Raw genomic sequence first — 26,248 nt, forward strand, 5'->3', positions numbered from 1 at the left:
ACCGGGAAGTCTCAGCCGCCGACGGACAGGAACGCCAGCGCCCCCGACACCAGGGTCCGTACGCCCGGCGCGAGCGTGCACAGGTCGGGGGCGAAGTGCGGACTGTGGTTGCTGGGCACGGCCGCGAGCCTGGTCATGAGGTCGTCGCCGCCCGGGGCCGTGTTCCAGACGTCGGCCGGGGTGCTGGTCACGAACCAGTAGGAGTAAGGGATTCCCCCGGCGGCGAGCCGTGGGAAGTCCTCGCTGCCCATGGCCGGACCGGGGTCGAGGATCGTCCCGGCACCGAAGACCTCTCCGTGCACGGCGGCGGTCCGCCGTTCGGTGTCGGCGTCGTTGACGGTCACCGGGAAGTCGCTGCCCACGGTGATCCCGGGCTCGGCCGGGCAGCCGGCCGCCGCGCACTCGCCCGCCGCGACGCGTCGCACGGCGGCGATCATCCGCTCCCGCACCTGCGGCGACTGGGTCCGCAGGTTCAGGGAGATCCGGGCCTCGGACGGGATGATGTTGTGCCGGGTACCGGCCTCGATCCGCCCCACCGTCAGCACGGCGGAGTCCCGGGCCGCGACCTCCCGGCTGACGACCGTCTGGAGCCGCGTCACGATGTACGCCGCCGTCACCACCGGGTCGACGGTCGCCTCGGGCCGCGAACCGTGGCCGCCCCGCCCGTGCACGACGATGTCGATGTCCGTCGAGGCGGACATGATCAGACCTGGGGAGTGCGCGTACAGCCCGGCGGGTCCGGGTGCGGCGTGCTGGGCGAGCAGGACACCGGGCCGCGGGAAGCGTTCGTGGAGCCCGTCCGCGACCATCCGGGCGGCGCCCTCGCCCGTCTCCTCGGCGGGCTGCCCGACCAGCACCAGCGTGCCGGACCAGGCGTCGCGCCCGGCGGCGAGCGCCTCGGCGGCACCGGTCAGCCAGGTGACGTGCAGGTCGTGACCGCAGGCGTGCATGACTCCGTCGGTCACCGAGGCGTACGGCAGGCCGGTCCGCTCGGCGACGGGCAGCGCGTCCATGTCGGCGCGCAGCAGGACGGTGGGCCCGTCCCCGTTCCGCAGGACGCCCACGACACCCGTGCCGCCCACGCCCTCGGTCGTGTCGTACCCGGCCTTGCGCAGCCGCTCGGCGAGGGCGGCGGCCGTGCGGTGCTCGCGCAGCGACAGCTCGGGGTGCCGGTGCAGGTCGCGGTAGAAGTCCTCCAGGGCGGGGACCGGGAGGTCGGCGGTGAGGTCCAGCGCGATGCGGGCGGCGGCAGAGGTCACGGGCCCAGCGTAAGCGGCGGGTGTCCCTCGTACGGGGGATTCGGAGCGGCCGTACGGCCAGGGGACCGCTGCCCGTCATCCCCTGGACGGTCGGGACGGGGCGGACTGCCACCCCTGCCGGTCGGCGACCGCTTCCACGGACGGCGGCGCGTCCGGGTCAGCGTCCTGTCGGGAGTCCCTGATGCCCGGCCGTCTTCGAGGCGGTGTGTGCTGCGGGGGCCGGTCCTGCCGCCCTCGCGGGGCCGACGTTCGCCACCGTGACCAGCGCGGCGACCGCGATGACGGCGGCGAGAAACCCTCTGGAGTAGCGCGCGGAAATACGTCGGAGCACGGTGACCTCGCAACAACAGCGGCGTATTAAGCAGGCTTAATCCGCCGCTTAACGTAGAGGTTCTCGTCCTCCCATCGCAAGAGGGTCATGGGGAGTTGGACGAGAGTCAACAACAGGCCGGACTTAACTCGGCTTAATGGCATGCTTAACCCATGGCGGAGCGGGACGACCCGGAGATCATCGGGCGCAGGGTGCAGCAGTTGCGTACGGAACGCGGCCTGACGCAGAAGCAGTTGGCGGAGCCCGCGTACACGCCCGCGTACATCTCCACCCTGGAGGCCGGACGGGTGCGGGCCTCCGAACCCGCGCTGCGGCACATCGCCGGCCGGCTCGGGGTCGCCTACGAGGAGCTGGCCACGGGGCGGCCCGCCCACCTTGCGACCGACCTGCGGCTGCGGCTGACCGACGCGCAGCGCACGCTCGCCACCGGAGAGGCCGAGGTGGCCGCCGACGTCTACACCGCGCTGCTCGCCGAGGCGGAGGCGCACGGACTGGTCGCCGAGCAGGCCGCGGCGCTCCTCGGTCTCGGGGAATGCGCCCTGGACATAGGTGACTTGGAGACAGCGCAGCGGCGTTTCGAGGAGTCGGAGCAGCGGATGGGGGACGCGCCGCTGCCGCAGCGGGTCCCGGCCGTGCGCGGCCGGGCGGTCTCCCACTACCTCGCCGGTGAACTCCGGTACGCCTGCTACCTGTTCGAGTCCACCCTCGACGAGCTCAACCGGACGGGCCTGCACGACCCCGACGCGCTGCTCCTTCTCTACACGGGAGTCATCGCGCCCTACATGGACATGGGCGCGCACGCCCGGGCCGCCCAGGCCGCCGAGTTCGCGCTCGCCCTCGCGCCGCAGGTCGGCGACCCGGCCCTGGTGGCGCGGATGCACCGGTCGGTGGCGCGGACGATGATCGCCGAGGGGCGGATCGCCGAGGCCGACGTCTCCCTCGCCAAGGCCGCCGAGCTCTACCGGCAGCTCCAGATCCGCACCGAGCTCGCCAACTGCCACTGGATGCGCGGATACCTGTACGCCCAGAACGGCGAACTGGAGAGCGCCGAGGACGAGTTGCGCGAGGCGCAGGCCATGCTCTCCGCCAAGCGAGCCGCGCTCTACACCAGCCAGGTCGCGGTGGAGCTTGCCGACGTGCTGCACCGGCGCGGCAAGTCCGACGAGGCGGCCGCCCTGCTGCACCAGGTGCTCGGCGACCTGAACTCCGAGCGGGGCGCCATCCACTCGGCGGCCGCGCACCGCCTGCTCGGCATCATCGCCGAGGACGCCCGGGACACCGAGGCGGCGGAGGAGCACTATGTGCGGGCGATGAGCCTGCTGGAGCGGGCGGGCGCGGCCGGGGACCTGGCGGACCTGTGCCGGCTGCTGGGCGACCTGCTCCGCCGTACGGGCCGTGTGGAAGCCGCCCTGGACGCCTACCGAACGGGCCTCGGCCATCGCACGGCCCCGGGCACGACGACCCTGGGCCCCGCCCCGGCGCAGCCGCCTCTCTGACACGTACCGACGTCACGCCCCTCCGGCACCGGACCAGACGCTCCGGCCGCTTGGACGCCGGAGGTGGCGGGCGCCGGAGACGGCGGGCGGCGGAGGTGTCAGTTCATGCGTTCCACCGCGTCCTTCGCCTCCTTCAGGCCCGCGCCCGTGGCCTCTCGGTAGGCCTTGATCGCCTGGATCTTCTTGCCGTCGCGCAGGAAGGCGGTGACCTGCGGAAGGTGCGGCGGATCCTCGCGGATGCCGAGGTGGTCCAGGATCAGGTCGAGCCGGCGCTCGACGTGGGCGATCCTGCGGTCGGTGCGGCCGAGCTTGCTCTCCAGGCCGGCGAAGCCCGCGATCACGAGCGCGGCGAGGACGAAAAGACCTGTTATTTCCATGGTCGCTGATCCTAGAGTGCCTCGCCCGGGGAGCCGAGTCGGCGCAACAGGCCGAGCAGCGTTGCCCGTTCGTCTTCGTCGAGCGGGCCGAAGGACGCGGTGAGGACCTCGCGGGTGACGGCACGGCCTGCGGCCAGGACGCGCTCGCCGGCCTCCGTCAGATGGTGCTCGATACGGCGGCCACGACCGGGACGGCGCTCGATCAGGTGCTGGGCCGCGAGCCGGGAGGCAAGGGTGCCGAAGGCCTGGTCGCCCTGGAAGGTCGCGACCGCCAGCTCGTGCGCGGAGGCTCCCGGCCCACGGGAGATCGCCCGCAGCGCGTCCCACTGCGCCAGCGTCGTGCCGACCGACGAGAGGCGTGTGTCGAGCGTGCGGTGATGCCGGTACTGCGCCTCTTTCACGGCACGCCCCAACTCTTCGACATCGACGGGGCCGGGGGGTGAGTCCGGTCCGACGCCGACGGAGGCGGCAAGGCCAGCTGACGAAGAAGCAGCGGAAGCAGCAGAAGTAGAAGAAGCAGCAGAAGCGGCAGCGGGGGCAGGGGTGGGGGCTGACGCTCGGGGCCCGGGTTCCTCATGGTTCGCGCTCATGTCCGCATCCTAATCCAGAATCTAAGCTTGCGTATATATGTATGCGTAGATAGCGTGGGGCGCATGACCGACACCGAGTTCCGTACCCGCACCGTCTTCCCGCGCCCCGACCTTCCCGTCGCCCTCACCGAGACCGGCCCCGCCGACGGCAGGGTCGCGCTCGTCCTGCACGGCGGGGGCGGGCCGGCCACCGTCCAGGGCATCGCCGGGCATCTGGCCGCCCGGCACGGCATGCGCGCCGTCGTTCCCACGCACCCCGGCTGGAACGGGACCGGGCGTCCCGGCTGGTTCACCGGTGTCGACGACCTTGCGATCGCCTATCTGCACTGGCTCAGGGACGAGGGCCACCGCGATGTCCTCGTCGTCGGTTCCTCACTCGGCGGCTGGACCGGCGCCGAGATGGCCCTCCGCGACGACGGCACGGTCATCGGTTCGCTGGTGCTGGTCAACGCGGCGGGAGTGGCCGTTCCGGGAGAGCCGGTCCGCGACATCTTCGCGCTCCGGCCGGACGAGATCGCCACGTACTCGTTCCACGATCCGGCCCGGTTCGCCGTGGACCCCGCCACCCTCACGGAGGAACGGATCGCCGCCCAGCGGGCCAACCTGGCCACCCTGCGCGTGCTGGCCGGTGACCCGTACATGCACGACCCGAAGCTGCTGAACCGGCTCGGCCGGGTGCGGATCCCGGTCCTCGTGCTGTGGGGCGAGAGCGACCGCATCGTGACGCCCGCGTACGGGCGGGCCTACGCGGAGGCGTTCGCCCGGGGGCGGTTCGAGACGATCGCCGAGGCCGGTCACCTGCCGCACATCGAGCGGCCCGAGGCGACGTTCGCCGCACTCGACGCTCACCTTGTTGCCCGCGCCGACGCATAGAGCCACCGGCGCTCCGGCCACCGACCGTTCCCCGGGACCGTCGGTTGCCGAACGTTCCCGAGCCCGAGGCCCCCGGGGCCGCCGTCCGGTCGTCGGCCGCCCCCTAGCCGCCCGAGGTTCCCGGTCCTGTGCCCGTGCCCGCCGTCGCCGCGCCCCCGTCCATCCCCGTCGAACCCGCCGTCGCCACGCCGCGCCCGTCCACCCCTGTCGGCGTCGGCGAAGGGGTCCTGTCCGCCGCTCCCGAGGCCTCGATGTCGATCACCGCGCCCGGCGAGAGCTGCTCGTACAGCCACTTGGCGTCGGCCTGGCGCAGGCCGATCCAGCCGCCCGTGCGGTCGTAGTTGCCCAGGGCCTTCTCGTCGTACGTCATGGTGGCGATGAAGTTCTCGGAGCCGTCGGAGGCGCCGAGCTGGATCACCCAGGGGGCCTTGACGTCGTACTTGTCGCTGAATCCGACGTCCCGAGCGGTGAGCACATCGACGGCCTTCTTCGCCAGGACCGTCATCCGGCCGGTGGGCGTGGGCGTCTTCACCGTGCCCGCGGTGATGGGGAGTTGACGGCCCGCGACCGACAGCACGCGCCGGCCCAGGTCGACCGTGGCGTCCGGCGTCGCCGGTGGGCTCGCGGTGACCGTGGGGCTCGCGGCCGGGGGCAGCTCGCGGTCCGTGCCGCCGCCCAGGCTCAGCGCGACGACCAGGGCGAGGGCTCCCGCGACGGAGGCGCCGGCCGCGGCGAGTGCCGTACGGCGGCGGCGTCGGCGGCGTACCGCGCGGCCACGGATCTCCGCACCGGTCAGCGTGGGCGGCCTCTCGCCCTCGGCGGCCAGCTCCCGCAGGTCGGAGGTGAGCTCATCGGACACGGTCGTCCTCCCTCTCCCCCCTGCCCGACGGACCCGCGGAGTCCGTCGGACGCGCGGAGCCGGCCGAGTCCGCCGAATCCTCCGAGAGCACCCGTGCCAGCGCGGCCCGGCCCCTGGACAGCCGGGCCTTGACCGTGCCGACGGGGGCACCGGTTTCGGAGGCTACCTGCTCGACACTCAAGTCGCACAGATGGTGCAGAACGATCGCCATCCGCTGCGCCTCGGGCAGGGTGCGCAGCGCGGTGATCAGCGTGGTGCGCTCGGGCCCGGGGCCCGGGGTGTGCTCGGGCGGCGGTGTGCTCCGCACCAGCTCCAGCCAGCGGCGCGCACGGCGCCAGCGGCTCACCGCGAGGCGTATCGCCACGGTCCGTATCCACGCCTCGGGCGCCCCGTCGGCGAGGAACTCCCGCCTCCGGTCCCAGGCGCGGACGAAAGCCTCCTGGACGACGTCCTGCGCCTCGCCGTGGTCCCCGGTGAACGCGTAGAGCTGGCCGGTCAGTCGGGGAAACGCGGTCGCGTAGAACGCGTCGAACTCTTCCTCGGTCATGCCCCCCGCCGGAATGTCCGGAGTTTCGTCGGCCGTGTGCAACCCGGTTGTCCCCGCCGTGCGTACAGGTCCCGTACGCCGCCCATCGAAACACACCACAGGGGGATCACCATGACCAAGAGACGCTGCGGTGGCCGCAGTCGGTTCGCCCGCGCCTGGAGCGCCGCGGCCGTGTGCGCGCTCGCGCTGACGGGGTGTTCGGCGCAGGCACTGGCCGACGGAGACAGGGGGGCGGACGCGGGGCGGGGCGGCGGGGCGGCTGCCACGGGGACCGCCGAGCCGACGGGCAGGGTGGCTCCCAAGCCCTCCGCGACGCCGCCCAAGTCCCTGACGGGCGCGCACGTCAACATCGCGGACGGGCAGACCGTGGGGGTCGGCATGCCGATCTCGGTGACCTTCGACCACCCGATACCGGTGGCCGAACGGGCCGATGTGGAAAGGCAGTTGAAGGTAACCGCCGATGTCGAGGGGTCCTGGGGCTGGGTCAGGGGCCACAACCTGCTCGACGGGCAGCGCGTCGACTTCCGGCCGCGCGCGTACTGGAAGCCCGGCACAGCGGTCACCGTCCGGGCCGGGGCCGGAATCATCAGGCATTTCACGGTGGGCCGCTCCCTCGTCGCCACGGTGGATGTCCGTACACACTTCATGACGGTCGAGAAGGCCGGTTCGTCGCGCCGCGTGCCCATCACCGCGGGCGCGCCGGGCATGGACACCTGGAACGGCACGATGGTGGTCTCCGACAAGGCGACCAAGGTCTTCATGAACTCGCGGAGCGTGGGCTACGGCGACGCGTACGCGGGCTATTACTACTACGCGGTCCACCTCACCACCTCGGGCACCTACCTCCACCAGAACCCGAAGGCGAACACCTACGGCGGGCACCAGAACGTCACGCACGGCTGCGTCGGACTCGCCACCGACGGCATCGCGAAGAGGTTCTACGACGAGGTCATCCCCGGGGACGTCGTCAAGGTCGTCGGCTCCCGCGACACGGTCGCCGTCGGCAACGGCTACGGCGACTGGAACCTGCCCTGGGACCAGTGGCGGGCGGCGAGCGCGCTCGACTGACGTACACCCGCGCGAAAAAAGTCGCCGGCCGGTGTCATCCGGCCCACGGACGCCGGGAGTTTGTAGGAGGGGAGGGTGCCCTCCCGCCGTCCGAACGCCGGGTACATCACGAGGAGTTGTCCGTTCATGGCAGGAACGCAGAAGTGCATGGCCGTCGTGGCGGTCGTCGCCCCCGCACCGGTCGGGGCGCCCGCGGTGTACGTCACCGAGGGCAAGGTGTACTCCCGGCTGGACCTGAACTGAGCATGTGGGCGGGGGTGCCGGGCCGTTCAGGTCCCGGCTCCGCCGCCTCCCTCCGCCCCCCACGCACCCGACCCGAGGGACCGCAGGTCGTGCCGCACAACCCCACCGACACCTCCGAAATCCACTGCGACAGCGGGGACTTCGCCGAGTACGCCACCGCCGCCTGGCCCCGCCTGGTGCGCACCGCGCACATGCTCACCGGCGACTTCCACGAGGCAGAGGACCTCGTCCAGACCACCCTGGCCAAGGTGTACGCCCGCTGGCGACGCATCCCCGGCGACGACATCGACTTCTACGTGCGCCGGTCGCTGGTCAACAACAACATCAGCCGGACGCGCAAGAGACGGGTCGTCCACCTGCTGATGCCGTTCGTTCCCGAGCGCGCCCACCACCGCGAGCCGGGACACGCGGAGGCCGTCACCCAACGGGCCGCCCTGGACACGGCGTTGGCCGCGCTGTCGGCACGGCAGCGCGCGGTGCTGGTGCTGCGTTACTGGGAGGACCTGGGCGAGGCCGAGACGGCCCAGTTGCTCGGCTGCTCGGTCGGCACCGTCAAGACCCATGCCCGGCGCGGCCTGGAAGCGCTGCGGGCCCATCCCCTGTTCACCGGCCGTCACCCCGTCTCCGGAGTTCGCCCATGAACCACTCGTCCCGTTCCGCGCGCACGTCGGCCGAGGCCGAGCGGCTGCGCGAGGTGTTCGCCGAGGCCGCGTGCGACGTCACGCCCTCCGCCGTGCCGCTGGGCGCCATCGAACGCGAGGGCCGGCGGCTCCGGCGGCGCCGCAGGACCGCCGTGCTGGGGGCCGCCTGCGGGGCGCTGCTGGTGCCGCTCGCCGTCGTCGGACTCCGCGACGGCGTGGCCTCCGGTCCGGCGGGCTCGGTGACGCCGCCCGCCGGGCGTGGCTCCAGCGCGAGCCCCTCCCCCTCCGCGGGCGCCGCGAGAGTGCGGGTGGTGGCACCGGGCGAGCGGGTGGGGGTGACGACCGGCACCGAGATGTGGCTGACGAAGGACGGTACGCACTGGACGGAGCCCGGCATGCCCACCCAGTCCAGCAGCGTCGTGGACGGCAACCTCGACATGAACGGCCCGGGCGTCTCGTTCCGGCTGTCCCCCCGTGGCGACGACCGCAGGTTCCTCTCCGGGGTCTTCCACGGAACGGGTGAACCGGCCCGCGTCGAGGTCACCACCCCCGCGGGAGTCGTCCACGCCACCGCCCTGACCCTCGCGGGCAGGCCCGGCTGGGGCGCCTGGTACGCGGTGACGGCGGTGCCGGCCTCCCCCTCCCCGGACGAGACCCCGACCGGCGACCCGTGGAGAGTCACGGTGTACGACTCCACGGGCAGGGTCATCGCCCGTCAGGGGTACCGGCCGTGAAGGGCGTACGTTCCCTGACGCGCGGGTCGGCCCCGCGGCGCGTGCGGGCCGTGACGGGCCGGCGCACGCGAACCCTGACGGGGACGGCGGCCTCCCGGCGGCGGTCCCGCATCCGGGCGGGGAGGGGGACGACCACTCACGCGGAACGCGAACGCCCGGGCGCACGCGTCCGGGCCGGCCTCGGCCGGTTCCTCCACGACCGCCGGGTGAAGGCCCGCCGCACCCGGGGCCGTCGGCTGCGCCGCGCGCTGATCGCCCTGATGGTCCTCGTGCTCACGCTCGTGGGCGCTGGGGTGGTGGCGTACAGGCTCACCGTGATCCCCGAGCCGCACCCGGAGACCGCGATGCAGAGCACGGTCTTCCTCGACACCCGGGGTGACTACCTGGGGCGGCGCGGCCCGGTGGACCGGCAGGCGGTCCCGCTCGCCCAGGTTCCGCGCCATGTCCAGGAGGCGGTCATCGCCGCGGAGAATCGTTCCTTCCGCACGGACACCGGAATCTCGCCGACCGCGATCGCCCGGGCGGCCTGGTCGACGGTGAGCGGCGGAGGCCGGCAGGGCGGCTCCACGATCACCCAGCAGTACGTGAAGAACGCCCTGCTCAGTCCCCAGCAGTCGCTGTCCCGCAAGGCACGGGAGGCGTTGATCGCGATCAAGCTGGACCGCACCCGGTCGAAGGACGAGATCCTGGAGGGCTACCTCAACACGGTCTACTTCGGCCGCGGGGCCGCGGGCATCCAGGCCGCCGCGCGCAACTACTTCGGCGTCGACGCGGCCCGTCTGTCGGTCGGTCAGGGAGCCGCCCTCGCCGCCGTCGTCAACATCCCCTCGTATTACGAGAAGGCGGGCTCGGACGCCGCGGTGACGGCGAAACTGACGCGCCGCTGGGAATGGGTGCTGGACGCGATGGCCGACAGCGGGGCGATCACCCCGGCCCAGCGCGCCGCGGCCCGCTTCCCCGCGTTCCGCTTCTATCCGCCGGGGGCCACGGACGGCCAGCGCCAGTATCTGATCGACGCGGCCGGAGCGGAGGCCGCCGACCGGCTCGGCGTCACCCAGGACGAACTGGCCCGCGGCGGCTACACCGTCCGCACCACCTTCGACCTCACCGCCCAGGACGCGGCCGCGGAACCGGCGGCCGGACCGGCGGCCGCCGAGGGCACCCGGCTCCACTCCGCCGTGGTCGCGCTGGTGCCGGGCGACGGCGCGGTCCGGGTGCTGTACGGCGGTGCGGACTACGCCCGGCAGCCGTTCAACAACGCGCTGGCCGGAGCGGTGGAGGCGGGCACGGCGATGGAGCCGTTCACGCGGGCAGAGCTCCGCCCTCCGCTGGCCGCGCTACCGAAGCGCGCCGCGCCCTCCCCGCTCGCGCTGGCGGCCGCGTACGCCACGGCGGCGGCCGGCGGGCGGTACGCCGAGCCGTACACCGTCCAGAAGATCACCCGGGACGGCCGCACGCTCTACTCGGCCCGCCCGCACACCCGCACCGCGATGGACCCGCTCTCCGCGCAGCTCGTCACCAAACTCCTGCACTCCGCCTCGGGACCCCGGGGCGTGTTCACCGGCGGCGCCGGAACCCGCACCCTGTGGAGGACCACGTACGACGCGAAGCTGTCCACCACGGTCGCCCTCTTCGCCCAGCGTCCCGCCCACGGCCGGCACCCGGCCCGCACCGCCCAGCTCCCCTTCATGGCGGCGCAGCTGGCCGCCGATGTCGTGGAGGGCGTCATGAACCGGCTGGATCCCGTCAAGCCCCCGCTCGACGTCCGCCCCGAGTAGCCCGACTCGGTTTTCCACGAGGTGCACGCCACGTACGACGACTTCCGCTCGTCCGCACGATGGGTCGACCGTGGAGCGCCGGCGCACGCCCTCGGATTCCGCCACGGCGGCGCCTCGCGAACCCCGTCCGGGGCGGGCCCTGACCGGGGTACGGGTCCGCGTCCGGTCGGGCCTGTGACCCGCCGACGCGATCTGTCCGGTCCACGACATGCCCGTCCGGAGGACGTTTCCGCGTGCCGGGATGATCGCGGAACGCCCACCCCGACGGCTGACCTCCGGGAACGCGAGGCGGACCGGGCCGGGACCGCCCACCGGGGTCCCCGCCCACCGCGTTCCCGAGCGGTCCGGGACCCGGAGTCGGAGCGGGATCGAGACCATCAAGCCCTACCGCCCGCCGGAATAGGGCCCATACTGGAATCACGATGAGTAAATCCTCCGCGCCCCGGCGCCACCTGCCCACCAGCCCCTTCGCCGCACCCGTCGTCCCCGTGGCCAAGGAGTTCAGCCTCGGAGACCGCGTCTCCCACGACCAGTACGGCCTGGGCACGATCGTCGGCGTCGAAGAGGGCATCGCGATGCTCGTCGACTTCGGCGCCCGCCAGGTCCGCGTCCTGAGCCCTTACACCCGGATGGACCGGCTCTGACCCGAACACACTGAAGCAACCCCGGCCCGCCACCTCAGCCCGCGGCAGCCCCCACCACAGGTTGCCGGGGCCGCGGTGCGCGGCGTTCCAGGGTGGCCACCACCAGAGTGTGGAAGCGGTCGACGGAGTCGTCGACACTGCGGATGAAGCCCGATTCGGCGTTGCCACGGGTGTTCCCCATCCCCCGGAAGAGGGACAACCGGAAGCCGGTGATCCGGGCGCCGTTCGCCGGCAGGATGTCCGCCGGTTCGGGACGCAGCCGCTCCAGAGTGCCCCGCGGCCCGCCCGTCTCCCCGTCGACGAGGGTTTCCACGTGCAGATCGGCCGGGGCCTCGTCCAGCTGCCGTACGAGCCGCTTGGCCCAGGTGAGCGGATAGCCCTGGTCCGGAGCCGGGATCTCGATGGACGTCCGCAGCTTGCCGGTGCGCAGGCCCGCGCAGAGCGCGAGGACGCCGGGCGTTCCCTCGATGCGCAGTTCGGCGTCCAGTTTTCCGTCCCGGCACAGCCGGTCCGCGAGGGCGACGCGCCGGTCCCGGGGATCCGTGCCACGTCTGGTCCGCTGGACGGGGAGCACCCCCTACCTTGTGTGACGCACCCCACACTCTCCGGCGCATCAGGGGAACCATATATCCGCGCCCGGTGCCACCGGTGCCGCTTCGTCCGCATTGCCCCGGCCCCGAACGGCCCACACCACATGCCTCGCGTCATGCCCCGGCCGAGGCTGGTCGTATGACACTCCGCGCGCGTGATGAGCTGCCGTTCGACGACGTCACCGACTTCGAGAACGCCGATCGGGGGTTTCTCGCGGCGTTCGGGCCCGCTGTGGTCGAGGCGGAGGACGGGCGGGTGGTGTGGGACAGCGAGGCGTACGGGTTTCTCGACGGGGAGTGTCCCGGGACCGCGCATCCGAGTCTGTGGCGGCAGGCGCAGCTGTGCGCGCGGCAGGGCCTCTACGAGGTCACCGAGGGCGTCTACCAGGTGCGGGGCCTCGACCTCTCGAACATGACGATCGTCGAGGGCGACCGCGGAGTGATCGTCATCGATCCGCTGATCTCCGCCGAGACCGCCGCCGCCGCGCTCGCCCTGTACCGCACGCACCGCGGTGACCGCCCCGTCACCGGCCTGATCTACACGCACTCGCACGGCGACCACTTCGGCGGCTCCCGCGGGGTGCTGCCGCGCGGCACCGAGGAGGGCGTCCCGGTGATCGCGCCGGAGGGCTTCCTGGAGCACGCGGTCAGCGAGAACGTCTACGCGGGCAACGCCATGATCCGCCGCGCCGGCTACATGTACGGCGACCATCTGCCCAAGGCGCCCGACGGCCAGATCAGCACGGGCCTCGGCCCGGCGGTCTCCAGCGGCACCATCACGCTCGTACCGCCGACCCTGGACATCACCCGCACCGGCCAGACGGAGACGGTCGACGGCGTCCGCATCGTCTTCCAGCTCACTCCCGGCACCGAGGCCCCGGCCGAGATGAACTTCCTCTTCCCGGACCTGCGGGCCCTGTGCCTCGCCGAGAACGCCACGCACAACATGCACAACCTGCTCACCCTGCGCGGCGCCCTGGTCCGCGACGCCCGCCAGTGGGCCCGCTACCTCGACGAGGCCATCGACTTCTTCGGCGACACCTACGACGTCGCCTTCGCGTCCCACCACTGGCCGACCTGGGGACGCGACAACGTCGTCCGCTTCCTTGCCGAGCAGCGCGACCTGTACGCGTACCTCCACGACCAGACCCTGCGCATGCTCAACAACGGCCTGACGGGTCCGGAGATCGCCGAGGAGATGCGGCTGCCGCCCGCGCTGGAGAACGCCTGGCACGCCCGCGGCTACTACGGCTCCCTCAGCCACAACGTGAAGGCCGTCTACCAGCGCTACATGGGCTGGTACGACGGCAACCCGGCCCATCTGTGGGAGCACCCGCCCGTCGAGCTGGCCCGGCGCTACGTGGACGTGGCGGGCGGCCCGGAAGAGGCGCTGCGCAAGGCGGAGCGGTACGCGGCCGACGGCGACCTGCGCTTCGCCGCCACCCTCCTGAACCATCTCGTCTTCGCCGACCCGGAGGACACCGCCGCCAAGCGGGCCCTCGCCGGTGTCTACGACCGCCTCGGCCACGGCGCCGAGAACGCGACCTGGCGCAACTTCTACCTGACCGCGGCCCTGGAACTGCGCGAGGGACCCCAGGCCGACGACGTCGATCCCTCGAACCCCGAGATGGTGTCCGCCCTCACCGTGGGCATGCTCCTCGACTCCCTGGCCGTACGCATCGACGGACCACGCGCGTGGGACGACCGGCTGACCCTCGACCTCGTCGTCACCGACGAGCAGCGGCGCCACCGCGTCAACCTGCACAACGGCGCCCTCACACACCGCTCCATGCCGGTCCACCACACCCCGAAGCCGCACGCCGACCTGACGCTCGTCCTCACCAAGCCGCAACTTCTCGGCCTGCTGGCCGGCGGGGGCCTCGAGGGGATCGAGAGCGACGGCGACACGGCCCTGCTGGCCCGCCTCGTCTCGTACGTCAGCGACCCCGACACCGGGTTCCCGGTCGTCACGCCCTGACGGCGCTCGCCGCCTCTCTCCGGCCGGTCCGCCCGGAGAGACGCGGCGCCGCCGCTCCCGTACAGCGGGGAGCGGCGGCGCCGGTCCGGGTCCGACCCGGTTCTCAGCCCTGTGTCGGAGCGGGCGACTTCCCCGCCAGTACGTCCTGCAGCCGCTTGGTGCCCGCTTCGACCGCCTGCTCGGTGGAGTCGTGCTCGGTGCCGTCGAGGCCGCCGTTGGTGAGGGAGAGGGCGCTGTCGCCGACCCGCACGGTGGCGAAGTCGAGCGTCAGGGTCTCGGGGTCGCCCTCCAGCTCACCGTTCATCGTCACCCTGAGTCCCTGCCGGGCGTCCCCCACATCGGGCAGATCCGTCGAGATGACCTGGACCGTCTGCCGGTCGCCCTTGCCGTTGACGGCCGTGAACTCGTCGCACGCGTCCGGCAGTGTCTTCAGCCACTTCAGCTTGTCGTCCAGCGCCGTCTTCCCGTACGCCCCGACCTCGTAGCGCATCTGGGCGTCGTTGTCGCTGTCGTCGAAGCCGGTGACGGCACTGGCGCCCTTCGGCTCGCCCAGCAGATCCTCGGTGTACAGACCGTCCAGCAGCTTCTGGCACTGGGTGGCGTTCGCCTTGTCGGTGATGAAGTCCGCCGGGTCGACCGTGCTCTTGAGCAGCGCGTCGTGCCAGGTCGCCACGCCCTTCGACTCGCTCCACTGCGACCCCAGGTCGGAGTTGGTGATCAGCGCGGTGTGGGCCTCGTCCTTGGTGAGCGTGCGGACGGCGGAGGGGGAGGACGAGGCGGCGCGGGGCTCCTCGGCGACGGGGGACGCGGAGACAGGGGACGCGGAGACGTCCGTACGGCCGGAGCCACTGCCGTCGCCGCCGTCGTCCGAGCAGGCGGCCGTCGAGAGCAGCATCCCCGCTGTCAGGGCGGATGCGAGGAGACAGGACGGACGGTTCATGCTCATGCGAAGGCCTCCCGAGGGCAGTCCCGAGGTCGGGCTGTGTCCTCCCACGCCATCACCGGCCACGGCCTCCCACCAGCGCACCGGGCCGTCCGGGTGAGCGCGACGCGCGGACGTGACGGCCGATGCGGGGTGCTCCCGGCCGGTACCGGACCGGGATCTGCCAAAGTGGAAGGTGATGCACGCGCCCCAGGGAAGCACCATGAGCCCCACCGACCGGTTCGACGACGACGACTACCCCGCCTACACGATGGGCCGGGCAGCCGAGCTGATCGGCGCCACGCCCGCGTTCCTGCGGGCCATCGGGGAAGCGGGGCTGATCACGCCGCTGCGCTCCGAGGGCGGCCACCGCCGCTACTCCGCCAACCAGCTGCGTGTCGCGGCCCGTGCCCGGGACCTGGTCGACCAGGGCACTCCCGTCGAGGCCGCCTGCCGCATCGTCACGCTGGAGGACTGTCTCGACGAGGCCCTGCGGATCAACGCGGAGCTGCGCGGGTCGACGCCGCAGGACGCCTGAGCGGGAGTCCGGCACCCTCCTGGAACCGATTCTCCGCCGGGCCCGGGGATATCTGCATCGGCCGATACAGAATTTGGTGCGCGGGTCCACGAGGTTTTGTTATTCCCCACGCCGGGGTGAGATAGTGCGCCCCCTTCGAGGCCCTCAGCGTGCTAGTGTCGATTTCAGTTGCAGTTGTGGTTCCCAAAGTTTTTCCGGTGCATTCCGGTTGGGGCAATCATTGCGGCGACGCAGGTCCACACAGTGTGGACCTTCGAGCTTTGCCCCGAAGGAGATTTGACATGGCTACTGGCACCGTGAAGTGGTTCAACGCGGAAAAGGGCTTCGGCTTCATCGAGCAGGACGGCGGCGGCGCCGACGTCTTCGCCCACTACTCGAACATCGCCACCTCTGGCTTCCGTGAGCTCCAGGAAGGCCAGAAGGTGACCTTCGACGTCACGCAGGGCCAGAAGGGCCCGCAGGCGGAGAACATCGTCCCCGCCTAGTCCGGGACACCGGGTGGCCGGGGTTCGCACCGCAAGGTGTGGACCCCGGCCATCTGTTTTTTCGCGGTCATTGAATATGCGATGAACTTTCGGCGCCCTGTTCCCACTTTCCGTGGCGCCAAACTCAGCTCTTCGGTTCGACCGCACCGAATCGAGCGATGCCCGCCGATGGCGATCGTGATGGTTGCCGATGGCGATGCCTGCGGATGCGGATGCGGATGCGGATGCGGATGCGGATGAAGACGCGCGTGCGGATGTCGCTGTCGACGGACCTTGTGACCGTGACCGTGACCGTGACGGCGATGGCCTGAGCCCGCTACACCGCGAGGACCGCGCGGACGGTCTTGCCGCCGAGGCTCGTGCTGACGACCTCCAGGCTGTGGGCGAGCTGCTGGACCATCGCCAGGCCCCGGCCGCTCTCCGACTCCGCGTCCAGGACGCCGACCTGCGGCCGTCCGGGACTGTCGTCGCGGACCTCGACCGTCACGTGCCCGTGCCCCAGTTGCAGGCGCAGTCTGCAGCCGCTGCGGCCGTGCCGAACGGCGTTGGCGACGAGCTCGGAGGCGATCAGTGTGGCGTCGTCCACCTGGTCGGCGGTCGGCGACGCGAGCCGTGGTCGTGGTCGGGTCAGAAACGCCGTGGTCAGCTTGCGGGCCCTGCCCGCCGAGACGGCCGTACGCGGCAGTGTGTACTCCACGCGGGCGGTCGGCCGGACGGTGCGCTGGTGCGCACGCATGACTGACACCTCTCTTCCCCCTCCAGGACAACCAGCACCCGGCCGACGGCTCCGTCCCCGTCGACAGGGACCCCGCGCGAGACGGTGCGCGGCCGGTCCTGCCTTCGGGTGATGCCCCTCCCGGGCGATCCGCAACCAACGACCTACGTCACAAAGCCGCCACACGTCCGTGCGCGGGCTCCTTCAGCGCCCCGAGTCCAGCAGGTGGAAGTCGGCGTAGTCGAACCCTGGCGCCACCACGCAACTGACCAGAACCTCCTGGTCGCCGGCCGGTCGGGCGGCCTGCCAGACGCCGCCGGGGACGAGGGCCTGAGGGCGTTCCCCGGCCTCGACACGGGGACCGAGACGGACGACTTGCGGGGTGGACTGAGGGGAGTTCCCGTCGCCGCCGAGCAGCACGTCGAGGGGACCGCCGCGGTGCCACAGCCAGAGTTCGTCGGAGCGGACGGTGTGCCAGGCGGAGGTGTCTCCGGGGGCGAGGAGGAAGTAGATGGCGGAGGCGGCGGCGCGGGGGCCGGGGTAGCCGTCGGGGTGGAAGGCCTGCGGCGCGGTCCAGGTCTCGACGAACCAGCCGCCCTCCGGGTGGGGTTGCATGTTCAGGGCGGCGGCCAGTTCCGGAATCCCGGTGTCATGAGAAGTCACCCCCTGCCTGTATCACGCGGGTTGAAAGGGGTTCAACCAACACCCGGTGGACACCCGGGTGTGTCTGGAAGGGTGTGGGGCATGGTGACCCTTCACAGAAAGTTGCTCGGTCTGCTTCCCCGCCTCGGGGTGCAGGTGCTGGATCTCGGATCGGGCGCCGCGGTGGTCTACCGGCGCGGCGTGCGCAGACGCGTCGCGCTGGGCCAGGGCGCGGATCTGGTGCTGCGCGGTCGGACCGCGGCCTTCCGGCAGGTGCCGCTCGGTGGGACCGGCGCCCGGCTGCTGCTCGACGAGAAGGAGACGGCGGCCGACGAACGCAAGTTCCAGCTGGCGGCCGCGGCCTATCTCTGCGGTCAGCACGTCACCGCCCTGCTCGACCGGTACGAGGTGAACTGCGTCTTCGACGTGGGTGCCAACTCCGGCCAGTACGGGCGCCAGTTGCGCCGTTTCGGCTACACCGGCCGGATCGTCTCCTTCGAGCCGACCACGGACGCCTTCCCCAAGCTCCGGCAGGCGGCCGAGGGCGACCCCGAGTGGCAGGTGCACCAGGTGGGTCTCGGCCGGGAGGACGCCACCCGGGCCATCCATGTCGGCTGGAACAGCATGAACTCCCTTCTCCCGCCCAGTGATTACGGCAAGGGGCGCTACAAGCGCTTCGCCAGGACCCGTACCGAGGAGATCGAGGTCCGGCGTCTCGACGGGATGATGGACAAGGCGCTCGCCGGGCTCACCGACCCCCGCCCCTATCTGAAGATGGACACCCAGGGGTACGACCTGGAGGTGTTCGCGGGCGCCGGAGACCGTGTCGCGGAGTTCGTCGGGATGCAGTCGGAGGTCGCGACACTGCGGCTGTACGAGGGCAGCCCCCGGATGAGCGAGGCCGTCGCGGTGTACGAGGAGAACGGGTTCGAGATCTCCGGTATGTACCCCGTGACGCGGGAGCCGGCGACCGGGCGGGTGGTGGAGTTCGACTGCGTGATGGTCCGCGCGGCGGCCGTCCCGCCCGGCTCGTCCTGGGAGTAGTTCCGGGGGCCAGGGTCACAGGGTCCGTGGTCCCGGGGTCTGTGGTCCCGGGACCTGTGGTCCCGGGGTCCCGGGGTCCCGGGGTCCACCGGGGTCAGGGGTCCCCTGATCCGTCGGCCGGGGGCCGGTAGGTCTGTCGGTCTGACGCTCCGGCCTTCTGACGGTGCCGTGGACGGGGGAGCTAGGCCGGATAGGCGTGTGTCTGGGTGGCCTTCACCGTCGCCCAGACGGCAGCGCCCGGACGCAGGTCGAGTTCCGCCGCGGCGACCGTCGTCAGGTCGGCGGCGAGCGGGAGTTCGCCGGTGAGGTCCGCGCGGATCTGGTCGCCGTGGGTCTCCAGACCGCCCACGCGGCACTGCCACAGGTTGCGGGCGCTGGAACCGGTGGGGCGGTCGCGGTGGAGCGTGACGGCGCTCGGCGGGAACGCCACGAAGACGGGTCCGTCGAGCCGCTCGGTCGTGGTGATCGCCGGTCCCGCCACCAGCCGTACGGTGTGCCCCTCGGCCTCGCCCCGGTAGAGGTTGAGGCCGACCAGCTGGGCGATGTAGTCGGTGCGCGGGCGGCGGGCGATGTCCGATGGGCTGCCCTCCTGGACGATCCGGCCGTGTTCGACCACCACGAGCCGGTCGGCCAGCACCATGGCGTCCAGCGGGTCGTGCGTCACGAGGACGGCGACGGCCTCGAAGTCGGCCAGGTGGTGCCGGAGCTGGGCGCGCACGTCCAGCCGGGTGCGGGCGTCCAGTGCGGCGAGCGGTTCGTCGAGCAGCAGCAGCCGGGGGTGGGTGGCGAGGGCGCGGGCGACGGCGACCCGTTGCGCCTGGCCGCCGGACAGCCGGCGCGGTCTGGCCCCGGCGTGCTCGGCGAGGCCCATGCGCTCCAGCCACGCGGCGGCCTGCGCTCGCGCCTCGGCCTTGGGCACGCCCTGACAGCGCGGCCCGAAGGCGACGTTGTCGAGCGCGGAGAGGTGCGGGAAGAGCAGGTAGTCCTGGAAGACCACGCCGACGGGGCGGGACTCGGGCGGCGTGCCGTCCAGGGAGGCGCCGTCCAGCCGCAGCCGGCCGCCCTCGGACAGGGGGGTGAGCCCGGCCAGCGCCCGCAGCGCGGTCGTCTTGCCCGCGCCGTTCGGCCCGAGCAGCGCGACGACGTCACCGGGGGCGGCGGTGAGCTCGATGTCGAGGTGGAACGAGCCGCGCCGGACGACGAGACGGGCGTCCAGGCCCTTGTCGGACGGTGCTGCCGTGGCCGCCGGGGTCGCGTCCGCCATCACACGATCACCTCACCCTCGTCCGGACGTCCGGCACCCTCGTCCGGACGTCCGTCGTGATCGTATGGCTGTCCGTCATGACGCCGCCGTCATCCAGCGGTCCCGCAGCCCGGCGAGCACCGCGATCGACACCGCGAGCAGTACGAGGCTCAGGGCGATCGCGGCGGCGGGGTCGCTCTGCAGGGCCAGGTAGACGGCCAGCGGCATGGTCTGGGTACGGCCCGGGAAGTTGCCCGCGAAGGTGATCGTCGCGCCGAACTCGCCGAGCGCGCGGGCCCAGGCCAGGACGGAACCGGCGGCGATGCCCGGCGCGATGAGGGGCAGGGTGACCCGGCGGAACGCCGTGAAACGGGAGGCGCCGAGTGTCATGGCGGCCTCCTCGTAGCGCGGGTCGGCGGCCCGGAGGGTGCCTTCCACGCTGATCACCAGGAAGGGCATCGCCACGAAGGCCTCGGCCACGACCACCCCGGCCGTGGTGAAGGGCAGCGTGATCCCGAACCACGAGTCGAGCAGTTGCCCGACGACGCCGTTGCGCCCGAGGGCCAGCAGCAGCGCCACACCGCCCACCACCGGAGGCAGGACGAGCGGCAGCGTGACCAGCGCCCGGACGAGCCCGCGTCCGGGGAAGTCGGTTCGCGCCAGCAGCCAGGCGAGCGGCACACCGAGCACCAGACTCACCGCGGTGGCCGCCGTGGCCGAGAACAGGGACAGCTGGAGGGCCTGCCAGACCTCGGGCTTGGTCAGCTGTTCCGGCAGGCTGCGCCAGGGCGCCCGGACGAGCAGCGCCACCAGCGGGAGGAGCAGGAAGACGAGCCCGACGAGGGCCGGCAGCAGGAGGGGAAGCGGCGCCCCGCCCCGCATCCGGCCGCCCGCCCGGCCGCCCGTCCGGCCCCGCATCCGGCCGCGTCCGCGCCGCGGCCCACCCGTCAGGGTGTCGGCCGGGGCGTCGGACTTGTCGAGCGAGGTCACGGGATCACTCATGGCTTCAGGAGACGGGATGAGGGGCGTCGGCTTCAAGAGCCGGCCGGCACGAGGCGTGTGCCGGGCAGTTGGCGCCGGGAACCGGCTGCCGGGCGGCGGATGTCAGGAGCCGGACGTCAGGAGGCGGGCTGGAGGAACCCGGCCGCCGTCAGCACCTTCTGGCCCTTCGGGGACTGCACCAGCTCGATGAACGCCTTGGCCGCGGCCGCGTTGTGCGCGTCCTTGAGCAGGGCGATCGGGTAGTCGTTGATGGCGTCGGCCGACTCGGGGAACTCCACGCCCTCCACCTTGTCGCCCGCGGCCTTCACGTCGGTCTTGTACACGACCGCCGCGTCGGCCTCCTTCAGCTCCACCTTGGTCAGGGCGCTCTTGACGTCCTGCTCGTAGGAGACGGGGGTGAGCTTCAACTTGCTCGCGTCCAGGGCCTTCTGCGCGGCGGCGCCGCACGGCACCGTCCTGTCGCACAGGACGACCTTGAGGCCGGACTTGGTGAGGTCCTTCAGGGAGGCGATCTTGTCCCGGTTGCCGGGCAGGGTGGCGATCTCCAGCTGATTGCGCACGAACGTGGCGGGCGCGGTCGCCACGTCGTTCTTGTCGGTCACGATCGCCATCGTCTTGGGGCTGGCCGCGGCGAACACGTCCGCCGGGGCACCGCCCGTGATGCTCGCGGCGAGGGTGTCGCTGCCGCCGAAGTTGAAGGTGACCTCGGTGCCGGGGTGGGCCTTCTCGAAATCCTGACCGAGCGTCGTGAAGCTCTCCTTGAGGGAGGCGGCGGCGAAGACGGTCACCGTGCCGGAGAGCTTCGCCGAGGACGACGACTTCGGCGAGCCCGAGGCGTCGGACGTGTCGTCGGAGGAGGAGCAGGCGCTCAGGGCCAGCAGCGCGGCGGCGCCGACGCCGGCCACGTGCAGGGTCCGGGTGGTGCGGCGGGTCCGGCGCGCGGATCGGGTCATCACGGATCTACTCCCTCGGAAACTCTGAAGCCCGCTGAAGCCTCCGTCGTGCTCCTCAGCCATGGGCTCTCGTCCTGCGTACGCCGATCATACTTCCGCATATGCGAGCTGAAAGTCCCCTGTCGTATCGCATAAGCTGTGGGCACGGGCTTGGGATGTACGCATGTGCGTTTGTACGGAACCGTCTGCCGGGTACGGTCTTCCGGGAGGTGCTGCCCAGTGAGCCAGTCCCTGACACGGCCGACGTCCCCGGCTCCCCCGCTCGCGGAGCTCGCGCTGACCGGCGATCTCGCCCGGCCGGCCCGGCTGACCGTGCCCGACCTGTTCGCCTGGCCCCAGCACCGGGTCCGGGTCAGCTTCGACTGCGCCACCAGCGGCGTACAGCACCACGGTTTCCAGGGCCCGCTGCTGCACGACGTGCTGCGGGACGCCGGACCCCGGTTCGATCCGGCCCGCCGCAAGGACCGGCTGCGCTTCCTCATCGCGGTGGCGGGCGCGGACGGTCACCACGCCCTGCTCACCTGGGCCGAGATCGACCCCGACTTCGCGGACGCCCCGGTGCTGCTCGCGGTCGGCATCGACGGCACCCCGCTGGACCGGGCGGGCCCGCAGCTGGTCCTCCCGCAGGACCGGTGCGGGGCCCGGCACATCAGCGGCATCAACGTCATCCGGGTGGACGGCCGTTATCCGTCCTGGTCCACCGAAGGTCCCGGCTGACCGTCCGCGCCCCCCGGCGGGAGTCCGCCCGGCGAGTGTCCGCCCGGTGCGGGGCGGTGCGGTGCGGGCGCGGCCCGTGCGGGGTGTGCAAAGGGCCGTGACAGGGCGCCCGGGGTCTGCGAGCCGGGCCCGCCGACGGGAGGTGGCGCGTGCTGCTGCGTCAGCTGGAGTATCTGGTCGCGCTCGCCCGGGAGCGGCACTTCGCGCGGGCGGCGGCGGCCTGTTTCGTCTCGCAGCCGTCACTGTCCGCCGCGATCCGCCGCCTCGAACACGAGCTGGACGTGCCGATCGTGCGGCGCGGCAGACGGTACGAGGGGCTGACCCCGGAGGGCGAGGTGGTCATCCTGGAGTGCTGGCTGGAGGGCACCCCGATCCGCGACGAGTACCTGATCGTCGACGGGGGCGCGCTGGCGGGGACGGGAGCCCACTCGTACTCGACGACGGTCTCCTGAACCCGGAGGGAGACCGCTGCCTGAACCGTCCGACGACCGTCTCCTGAACCCGTCCGACGACCGTCTCCTGAACCCGGCCGACGACCGTCTCCTGTAACCCGGCCGACGGCGGCCCTGCGGAACCCGGCCGCTCCTCAGGCGCGGTCGATGTGCACGTTGGTCGACTTGACCCTGGCCGTGGCCTCCATGCCGACCTCCAGGCCCAGTTCCTCGACGGCCTCCCGGGTCAGCAGGGAGACCAGCCGGTGGGGTCCCGCCTGGATCTCCACCTGGGCCGCGACATCGCCGAGCTTGACGGCGGTGACGATGCCGGGGAAGGCGTTGCGGACGGACGTGTAGGAGGTGACGCCGTCCTCGCCGCCGGCTCCGGCCAGCTCCACCGAGAACGCGGCGAGATCGCGCCCGTCGATGAGCCGCCGTCCGCCCTCGTCCCGGTGGGTGGTCACCCGCCCGGCGTCCGCCCAGCGCCGGGCGGTGTCGGGACTCACCCCGAGGAGCCGGGCGGCCTGGCCGATGGTGTAGGACTGCATACGCGTGACGATAGGCAGGCGGTCCTCGCACCTGCAAGCCGGACCCCCGGAGGGCGCGGGCCGCCCCGGGCAGGGCGAAGGGTGCTGCTCCGGAGTGTCGCCGCCGTCAGTCGAGCCGTGGCTGCCCCGTGTGCTCGACCAGGATGTGCTTCGCCCAGAACGTCCCGAAGGCCTTCTTGAGCACCGGCTCGGCCGTCGCCGGGTCGTCGACGCCGAAGACCACATGGCCACTGCCGTCGAGGCCCACCGTGTACAGCTCGAACCGGCCGTCCCAGCGGTCCATGTCGTCGCCGACCCGGTCGACCATGGCGTAGAGCTGCCGCAGGGTGACGTCCGTGTCGTGGATCCGCACCTTCACCCCCTTCTCCGCGTGGCCGCAGATGTCCGCGTCGAACGCCTCGGACGGGATGCGGTACACGGTCGCGGTGTTCCTGCGTTCGTCGACCGACACGCTGGTGAAGACGCTCTTGTAGCGTGACGCGCCCCTCTTGTCGATGTAGATCGTCACCCGGAGCAGCGAGGACTCCCTGCCGGGCAGACTGTGCGCCGGCCGGGTGCCGACGCACACGGTCGTGCCCTCCGCGACGGGCGACTCCTTGCCTCCCGCGGCGCCGCTCGAACCCTGAACCGCCACGAGTGCCACGGCACTTGCCGCCACGACGCCGCCGGTCGCCCTGATCCTGCTTCGCTTGTTCATGTGGTCCTCCCCGTCCGTCATCCGGTAAGGGGACGCGGCAGAGGCCCCATCCGTTCAACGGGAACCTCACGGCCGATCCGCCCCTCCTAACAGTCGTACGCTCCCGGACGGTTCGGAGAGGAGCCTCTGTTGGCCCGTCAGCTGTCCCGCCGCAGATTCATCGTCCACACGCTGGCGGCGTCCACCTTGACCGTCGCCGCGCCGCTCGGCTGCGACGCCTCCCCCGCGGAGGGCGCCGAGCCCGCCGCGGGACCCTCCGACGTCCTGGTGACCGGCACCGACGACGAGATGCTGGTCCTGGAGGTCACCGCGGCGAACAAGGTCGTCGTCCGGCTGCCGAGGGTCGAGGTCGGCCAGGGCATCACCACCGCGGTCGCCATGATGATCGCCGAGGAGCTGGACGCCCGGCTCGCCGATGTCGAGATCCCGCTCGCCGAGGCCCGGAGGAGCGGCAACCAGTTCACCGGCGGCTCGAACTCGGTCGGTTCGCTGTACGGGCCCGCCCGCGCGCTGGCCGCCACCGCGCGCGCCAAGCTGGTGACCGCCGCCTCCCGGCGCTGGCACGTACCCCCGAAGACGTTGCGCACGCGGGACACCATGGTCGTCGCGCCCGACGGCCGTACGGCCACGTTCGGATCGCTGACCGCGGCAGCCGCCCGGATCCACCGGCCCGCCGTGTCCACCGACCCCAAGCCGGCCTCCCGGCATCGGGTGATCGGGCGGCCGACCTCCCGGATCGACGCGCGGGACATCGTCACCGGCAGGGCGAAGTACACCGGCGACCTGGCGGTGGCCGGGGCGAAGCCGACCGTGGTGGCCCGGCCGCCGACGCTCGGCGGGAAGGTCCGCTCGCTCGACGACCGGGCGGCCCGCGCGCTGCCCGGCGTCCACGCCGTCGTCAGGATCGAGGGAGGTGTCGCCGTCGTGGCGGAAACCTTCCACCACGCCTTCAAGGCCCGGGACGCCCTGCGGATCACCTGGTCGCCGGGCCCGCTCGCGGCCCTGTCCGACGCGGCGGTACGAGCCCGGCTGCGGGCCGCGGTCCCGCCGCTCGGCACTCCGCCGCTCGGCACCCGGCAGGTGGGCGGCGAGTTCGAGTTCGCCTTCGTCGGGCACGCCCCGATGGAGGTGCTGACCGCGGTCGCGGACGTACGGGCGCACAGTGCCGAGGTCTGGTTCTCCTCCCAGACGCCGATGGACGCGCGCGACACGATCGCCTCGGTGACCGGGCTGCCCGTCTCGAAGGTCCGGGTCCATGTCCTGCGCGGCGGAGGGTCGTTCGGGCGGCGGCTCACCTACGACGCGGCGATCGAGGCGGCCCTCGTCTCCAAGGCGGCCCGCCGTCCGGTGAAGCTGATGTGGAGCCGCGCCGACGACATGCGGCACGGCCGGATGCGCCCGGCCAGCCACCACCGCATCCGGGCCAGCCACGCGGGCGGCCGGGTGGTGGCGTTCACCCACATGACGGCGTCGGTGAGCGAGTCGTACGAGAAGCCGGGCGTCACCGCGCAGGGCGGTGTCACGACCACGGGCGTGCGGGCCGGCGGTCCGCTGCCCAGCGACAGCGGCCTCTACAACTTCGGCCGTGTCTCCGGTGATTCGGGCTCGGTGGGCCTCGCGATGCCGCTGGGCGCCTGGCGGTCGGTGGACTCCGGGACGATGCGGACCGCGGAGGAGATCGTCGTCGACGACATCGCCCGGAGCCTCGGCCGCGACCCGGTCGCGTTCCGGCGGACGACGCTGCGGGGCAAGGCGGTCAGGGCCGTGCTCGACCGGGTGGCGGAGGCCGGGCACTGGGGCCGGGGCATGCCGGACGGGCACGCGCAGGGCGTGGCCGTGCACGAGGAGTACGGCTCCTGCGTGGCCTGTCTGGTCGAGATCGATGCCGTCGACCCGAAGAACCCGCGGGTCACCAAGGTCGTGATGGCCGCCGACGTCGGAACGGCCGTCAACCCGCGCGGACTGGAGGCCCAGCTCATGGGCACCGCGGTCGACGGCATCTCCACCGTGCTCACGGCCGGCCTGCATCTCGACCGGGGCGCCGTCCGCGAGGGCAGCTTCGCCGACTTCCAGTGGGCCCGCCAGCGGCACGCCCCGCTGCATTTCGAGGCGCACATCATGCCCTCGGGGGGAGACCCCGGAGGGGCCGGTGAACTCGGTGTCCCCGCGGCGGCCGGAGCGGTGGCCAACGCCTACGCCCGTGCGACGGGGACCCGACCCCGCCGTTTCCCGATCAACTTCTGAGATCCCCTTCCGACCCCTTCCGACCCCCGCCGACCCCGTACGAGACCTCCGTCCGA

26 protein-coding genes and 2 pseudogenes are annotated in these 26,248 nt (G+C 72.4%); 14 read left to right on the forward strand and 14 right to left on the reverse strand.

Annotation, left to right across the window (positions count from 1 at the left end; translation table 11 throughout):
* Positions 1-11: 11 nt before the first annotated feature.
* Positions 12-1,259, reverse strand: a complete 1,248-nt coding sequence (locus tag OG788_RS23995; protein ID WP_406373327.1) for an amidohydrolase — start codon at positions 1,257-1,259, stop codon at positions 12-14.
* Between the two features lie 483 nt (positions 1,260-1,742).
* On the opposite strand from OG788_RS23995, the gene OG788_RS24000 reads away from it, so the two are divergent.
* Entirely contained in the window at positions 1,743-3,086 is a 1,344-nt protein-coding gene (locus OG788_RS24000) for a helix-turn-helix domain-containing protein (RefSeq protein WP_406373329.1), read from the forward strand.
* Between the two features lie 98 nt (positions 3,087-3,184).
* Here OG788_RS24000 and OG788_RS24005 read toward each other — a convergent pair whose 3' ends face one another.
* The gene (locus OG788_RS24005) at positions 3,185-3,463 is read right to left on the reverse strand and encodes a ribosomal protein L7/L12 (protein WP_266760765.1); all 279 of its coding nucleotides are present in this window, start codon (positions 3,461-3,463) and stop codon (positions 3,185-3,187) included.
* An 11-nt stretch (positions 3,464-3,474) separates the two neighbouring features.
* A complete protein-coding gene (locus OG788_RS24010; protein ID WP_406373330.1) occupies positions 3,475-3,864 on the reverse strand; it encodes a MarR family winged helix-turn-helix transcriptional regulator in 390 nt (129 codons plus the stop codon).
* 252 nt (positions 3,865-4,116) lie between these two features.
* On the opposite strand from OG788_RS24010, the gene OG788_RS24015 reads away from it, so the two are divergent.
* The gene (locus OG788_RS24015; protein ID WP_406373331.1) at positions 4,117-4,926 is read left to right on the forward strand and encodes an alpha/beta fold hydrolase; all 810 of its coding nucleotides are present in this window, start codon (positions 4,117-4,119) and stop codon (positions 4,924-4,926) included.
* A gap of 103 nt (positions 4,927-5,029) precedes the next feature.
* On the opposite strand, the gene OG788_RS24020 is transcribed toward OG788_RS24015, so the two are convergent.
* Entirely contained in the window at positions 5,030-5,785 is a 756-nt protein-coding gene (locus OG788_RS24020) for a L,D-transpeptidase (protein ID WP_406373332.1), read from the reverse strand.
* A complete protein-coding gene (locus OG788_RS24025) occupies positions 5,775-6,332 on the reverse strand; it encodes a SigE family RNA polymerase sigma factor (RefSeq protein ID WP_406373334.1) in 558 nt (185 codons plus the stop codon). Before OG788_RS24025 ends, OG788_RS24020 begins: the two co-directional genes overlap by 11 nt.
* Positions 6,333-6,443: 111 nt before the next feature.
* On the opposite strand from OG788_RS24025, the gene OG788_RS24030 reads away from it, so the two are divergent.
* From OG788_RS24030 to OG788_RS24050, 5 genes are all read left to right on the forward strand, one after another.
* Entirely contained in the window at positions 6,444-7,400 is a 957-nt protein-coding gene (locus OG788_RS24030; protein WP_406373335.1) for a L,D-transpeptidase, read from the forward strand.
* A gap of 332 nt (positions 7,401-7,732) precedes the next feature.
* Positions 7,733-8,284 (forward strand): SigE family RNA polymerase sigma factor, encoded by a 552-nt coding sequence (locus OG788_RS24035; RefSeq protein WP_406373336.1) that lies wholly within the window; start codon positions 7,733-7,735, stop codon positions 8,282-8,284.
* The gene (locus OG788_RS24040) at positions 8,281-9,018 is read left to right on the forward strand and encodes a hypothetical protein (protein WP_351552598.1); all 738 of its coding nucleotides are present in this window, start codon (positions 8,281-8,283) and stop codon (positions 9,016-9,018) included. The genes OG788_RS24035 and OG788_RS24040 overlap by 4 nt, the downstream gene beginning before the upstream one ends.
* 206 nt (positions 9,019-9,224) lie before the next feature.
* Entirely contained in the window at positions 9,225-10,796 is a 1,572-nt protein-coding gene (locus OG788_RS24045; protein WP_406373338.1) for a transglycosylase domain-containing protein, read from the forward strand.
* Positions 10,797-11,218: 422 nt separating this feature from the next.
* On the forward strand, positions 11,219-11,440 hold the full coding sequence (locus OG788_RS24050; protein WP_037614735.1) for a hypothetical protein: 222 nt from the start codon (positions 11,219-11,221) through the stop codon (positions 11,438-11,440).
* 34 nt (positions 11,441-11,474) lie between these two features.
* Here OG788_RS24050 and OG788_RS24055 read toward each other — a convergent pair.
* Positions 11,475-12,014 (reverse strand): annotated as a pseudogene (locus OG788_RS24055) (TerD family protein); the annotation flags it as partial.
* Between the two features lie 155 nt (positions 12,015-12,169).
* Here OG788_RS24055 and OG788_RS24060 point away from each other — a divergent pair.
* The gene (locus OG788_RS24060) at positions 12,170-14,008 is read left to right on the forward strand and encodes an alkyl/aryl-sulfatase (RefSeq protein ID WP_406373339.1); all 1,839 of its coding nucleotides are present in this window, start codon (positions 12,170-12,172) and stop codon (positions 14,006-14,008) included.
* A 103-nt stretch (positions 14,009-14,111) separates the two neighbouring features.
* Here OG788_RS24060 and OG788_RS24065 read toward each other — a convergent pair whose 3' ends face one another.
* A complete protein-coding gene (locus OG788_RS24065; RefSeq protein ID WP_406373340.1) occupies positions 14,112-14,954 on the reverse strand; it encodes a hypothetical protein in 843 nt (280 codons plus the stop codon).
* Positions 14,955-15,153: 199 nt separating this feature from the next.
* Here OG788_RS24065 and OG788_RS24070 point away from each other — a divergent pair, with 199 nt between their 5' ends.
* Positions 15,154-15,468, forward strand: coding sequence for a MerR family transcriptional regulator (locus OG788_RS24070; RefSeq protein WP_406373341.1), 315 nt, complete (start codon positions 15,154-15,156; stop codon positions 15,466-15,468).
* A gap of 281 nt (positions 15,469-15,749) precedes the next feature.
* On the forward strand, positions 15,750-15,953 hold the full coding sequence (locus OG788_RS24075; RefSeq protein WP_020871138.1) for a cold-shock protein: 204 nt from the start codon (positions 15,750-15,752) through the stop codon (positions 15,951-15,953).
* A gap of 316 nt (positions 15,954-16,269) precedes the next feature.
* Here the strand turns inward: OG788_RS24075 and OG788_RS24080 are convergent, their stop codons facing one another.
* Together OG788_RS24080 and OG788_RS24085 are read right to left on the reverse strand one after the other, a co-directional pair.
* A complete protein-coding gene (locus tag OG788_RS24080) occupies positions 16,270-16,689 on the reverse strand; it encodes an ATP-binding protein (protein ID WP_351552042.1) in 420 nt (139 codons plus the stop codon).
* A 183-nt stretch (positions 16,690-16,872) separates the two neighbouring features.
* Positions 16,873-17,331 (reverse strand): cupin domain-containing protein, encoded by a 459-nt coding sequence (locus OG788_RS24085; protein WP_406373343.1) that lies wholly within the window; start codon positions 17,329-17,331, stop codon positions 16,873-16,875.
* Positions 17,332-17,412: 81 nt separating this feature from the next.
* Here OG788_RS24085 and OG788_RS24090 point away from each other — a divergent pair, with 81 nt between their 5' ends.
* Positions 17,413-18,354 (forward strand): FkbM family methyltransferase, encoded by a 942-nt coding sequence (locus tag OG788_RS24090; RefSeq protein ID WP_406373344.1) that lies wholly within the window; start codon positions 17,413-17,415, stop codon positions 18,352-18,354.
* A 181-nt stretch (positions 18,355-18,535) separates the two neighbouring features.
* Here OG788_RS24090 and OG788_RS24095 read toward each other — a convergent pair whose 3' ends face one another.
* The 3 genes from OG788_RS24095 to modA all read right to left on the reverse strand — a co-directional run bounded on the left by OG788_RS24095 (position 18,536) and on the right by modA (position 21,552).
* Positions 18,536-19,618 (reverse strand): ABC transporter ATP-binding protein, encoded by a 1,083-nt coding sequence (locus OG788_RS24095; protein WP_406373345.1) that lies wholly within the window; start codon positions 19,616-19,618, stop codon positions 18,536-18,538.
* 75 nt (positions 19,619-19,693) lie between these two features.
* Positions 19,694-20,599 carry a molybdate ABC transporter permease subunit gene (gene modB / locus OG788_RS24100; protein WP_406373347.1) on the reverse strand — a complete coding sequence of 302 codons (906 nt, stop codon included), beginning with the start codon at positions 20,597-20,599 and terminating at the stop codon, positions 19,694-19,696.
* Between the two features lie 116 nt (positions 20,600-20,715).
* A complete protein-coding gene (gene modA, locus OG788_RS24105) occupies positions 20,716-21,552 on the reverse strand; it encodes a molybdate ABC transporter substrate-binding protein (protein WP_406373349.1) in 837 nt (278 codons plus the stop codon).
* A gap of 219 nt (positions 21,553-21,771) precedes the next feature.
* Between modA and OG788_RS24110 the strand changes: the two genes are divergently transcribed.
* Positions 21,772-22,269 carry a molybdopterin-dependent oxidoreductase gene (locus OG788_RS24110; protein WP_406373351.1) on the forward strand — a complete coding sequence of 166 codons (498 nt, stop codon included), beginning with the start codon at positions 21,772-21,774 and terminating at the stop codon, positions 22,267-22,269.
* Positions 22,270-22,418: 149 nt separating this feature from the next.
* Positions 22,419-22,616, forward strand: a pseudogene (locus OG788_RS24115) (LysR family transcriptional regulator); the annotation flags it as partial.
* Positions 22,617-22,855: 239 nt separating this feature from the next.
* Here the strand turns inward: OG788_RS24115 and OG788_RS24120 are convergent.
* A complete protein-coding gene (locus OG788_RS24120; protein ID WP_356747248.1) occupies positions 22,856-23,251 on the reverse strand; it encodes a helix-turn-helix transcriptional regulator in 396 nt (131 codons plus the stop codon).
* A 106-nt stretch (positions 23,252-23,357) separates the two neighbouring features.
* Positions 23,358-23,948, reverse strand: coding sequence for a hypothetical protein (locus OG788_RS24125; protein ID WP_406373352.1), 591 nt, complete (start codon positions 23,946-23,948; stop codon positions 23,358-23,360).
* 159 nt (positions 23,949-24,107) lie between these two features.
* Between OG788_RS24125 and OG788_RS24130 the strand changes: the two genes are divergently transcribed.
* Positions 24,108-26,192 carry a molybdopterin cofactor-binding domain-containing protein gene (locus tag OG788_RS24130; protein WP_406376827.1) on the forward strand — a complete coding sequence of 695 codons (2,085 nt, stop codon included), beginning with the start codon at positions 24,108-24,110 and terminating at the stop codon, positions 26,190-26,192.
* The last annotated feature ends 56 nt before the right edge of the window (positions 26,193-26,248 follow it).

It is taken from the genome of Streptomyces sp. NBC_00647 (assembly GCF_045207245.1).
GTDB lineage: Bacteria > Actinomycetota > Actinomycetes > Streptomycetales > Streptomycetaceae > Streptomyces.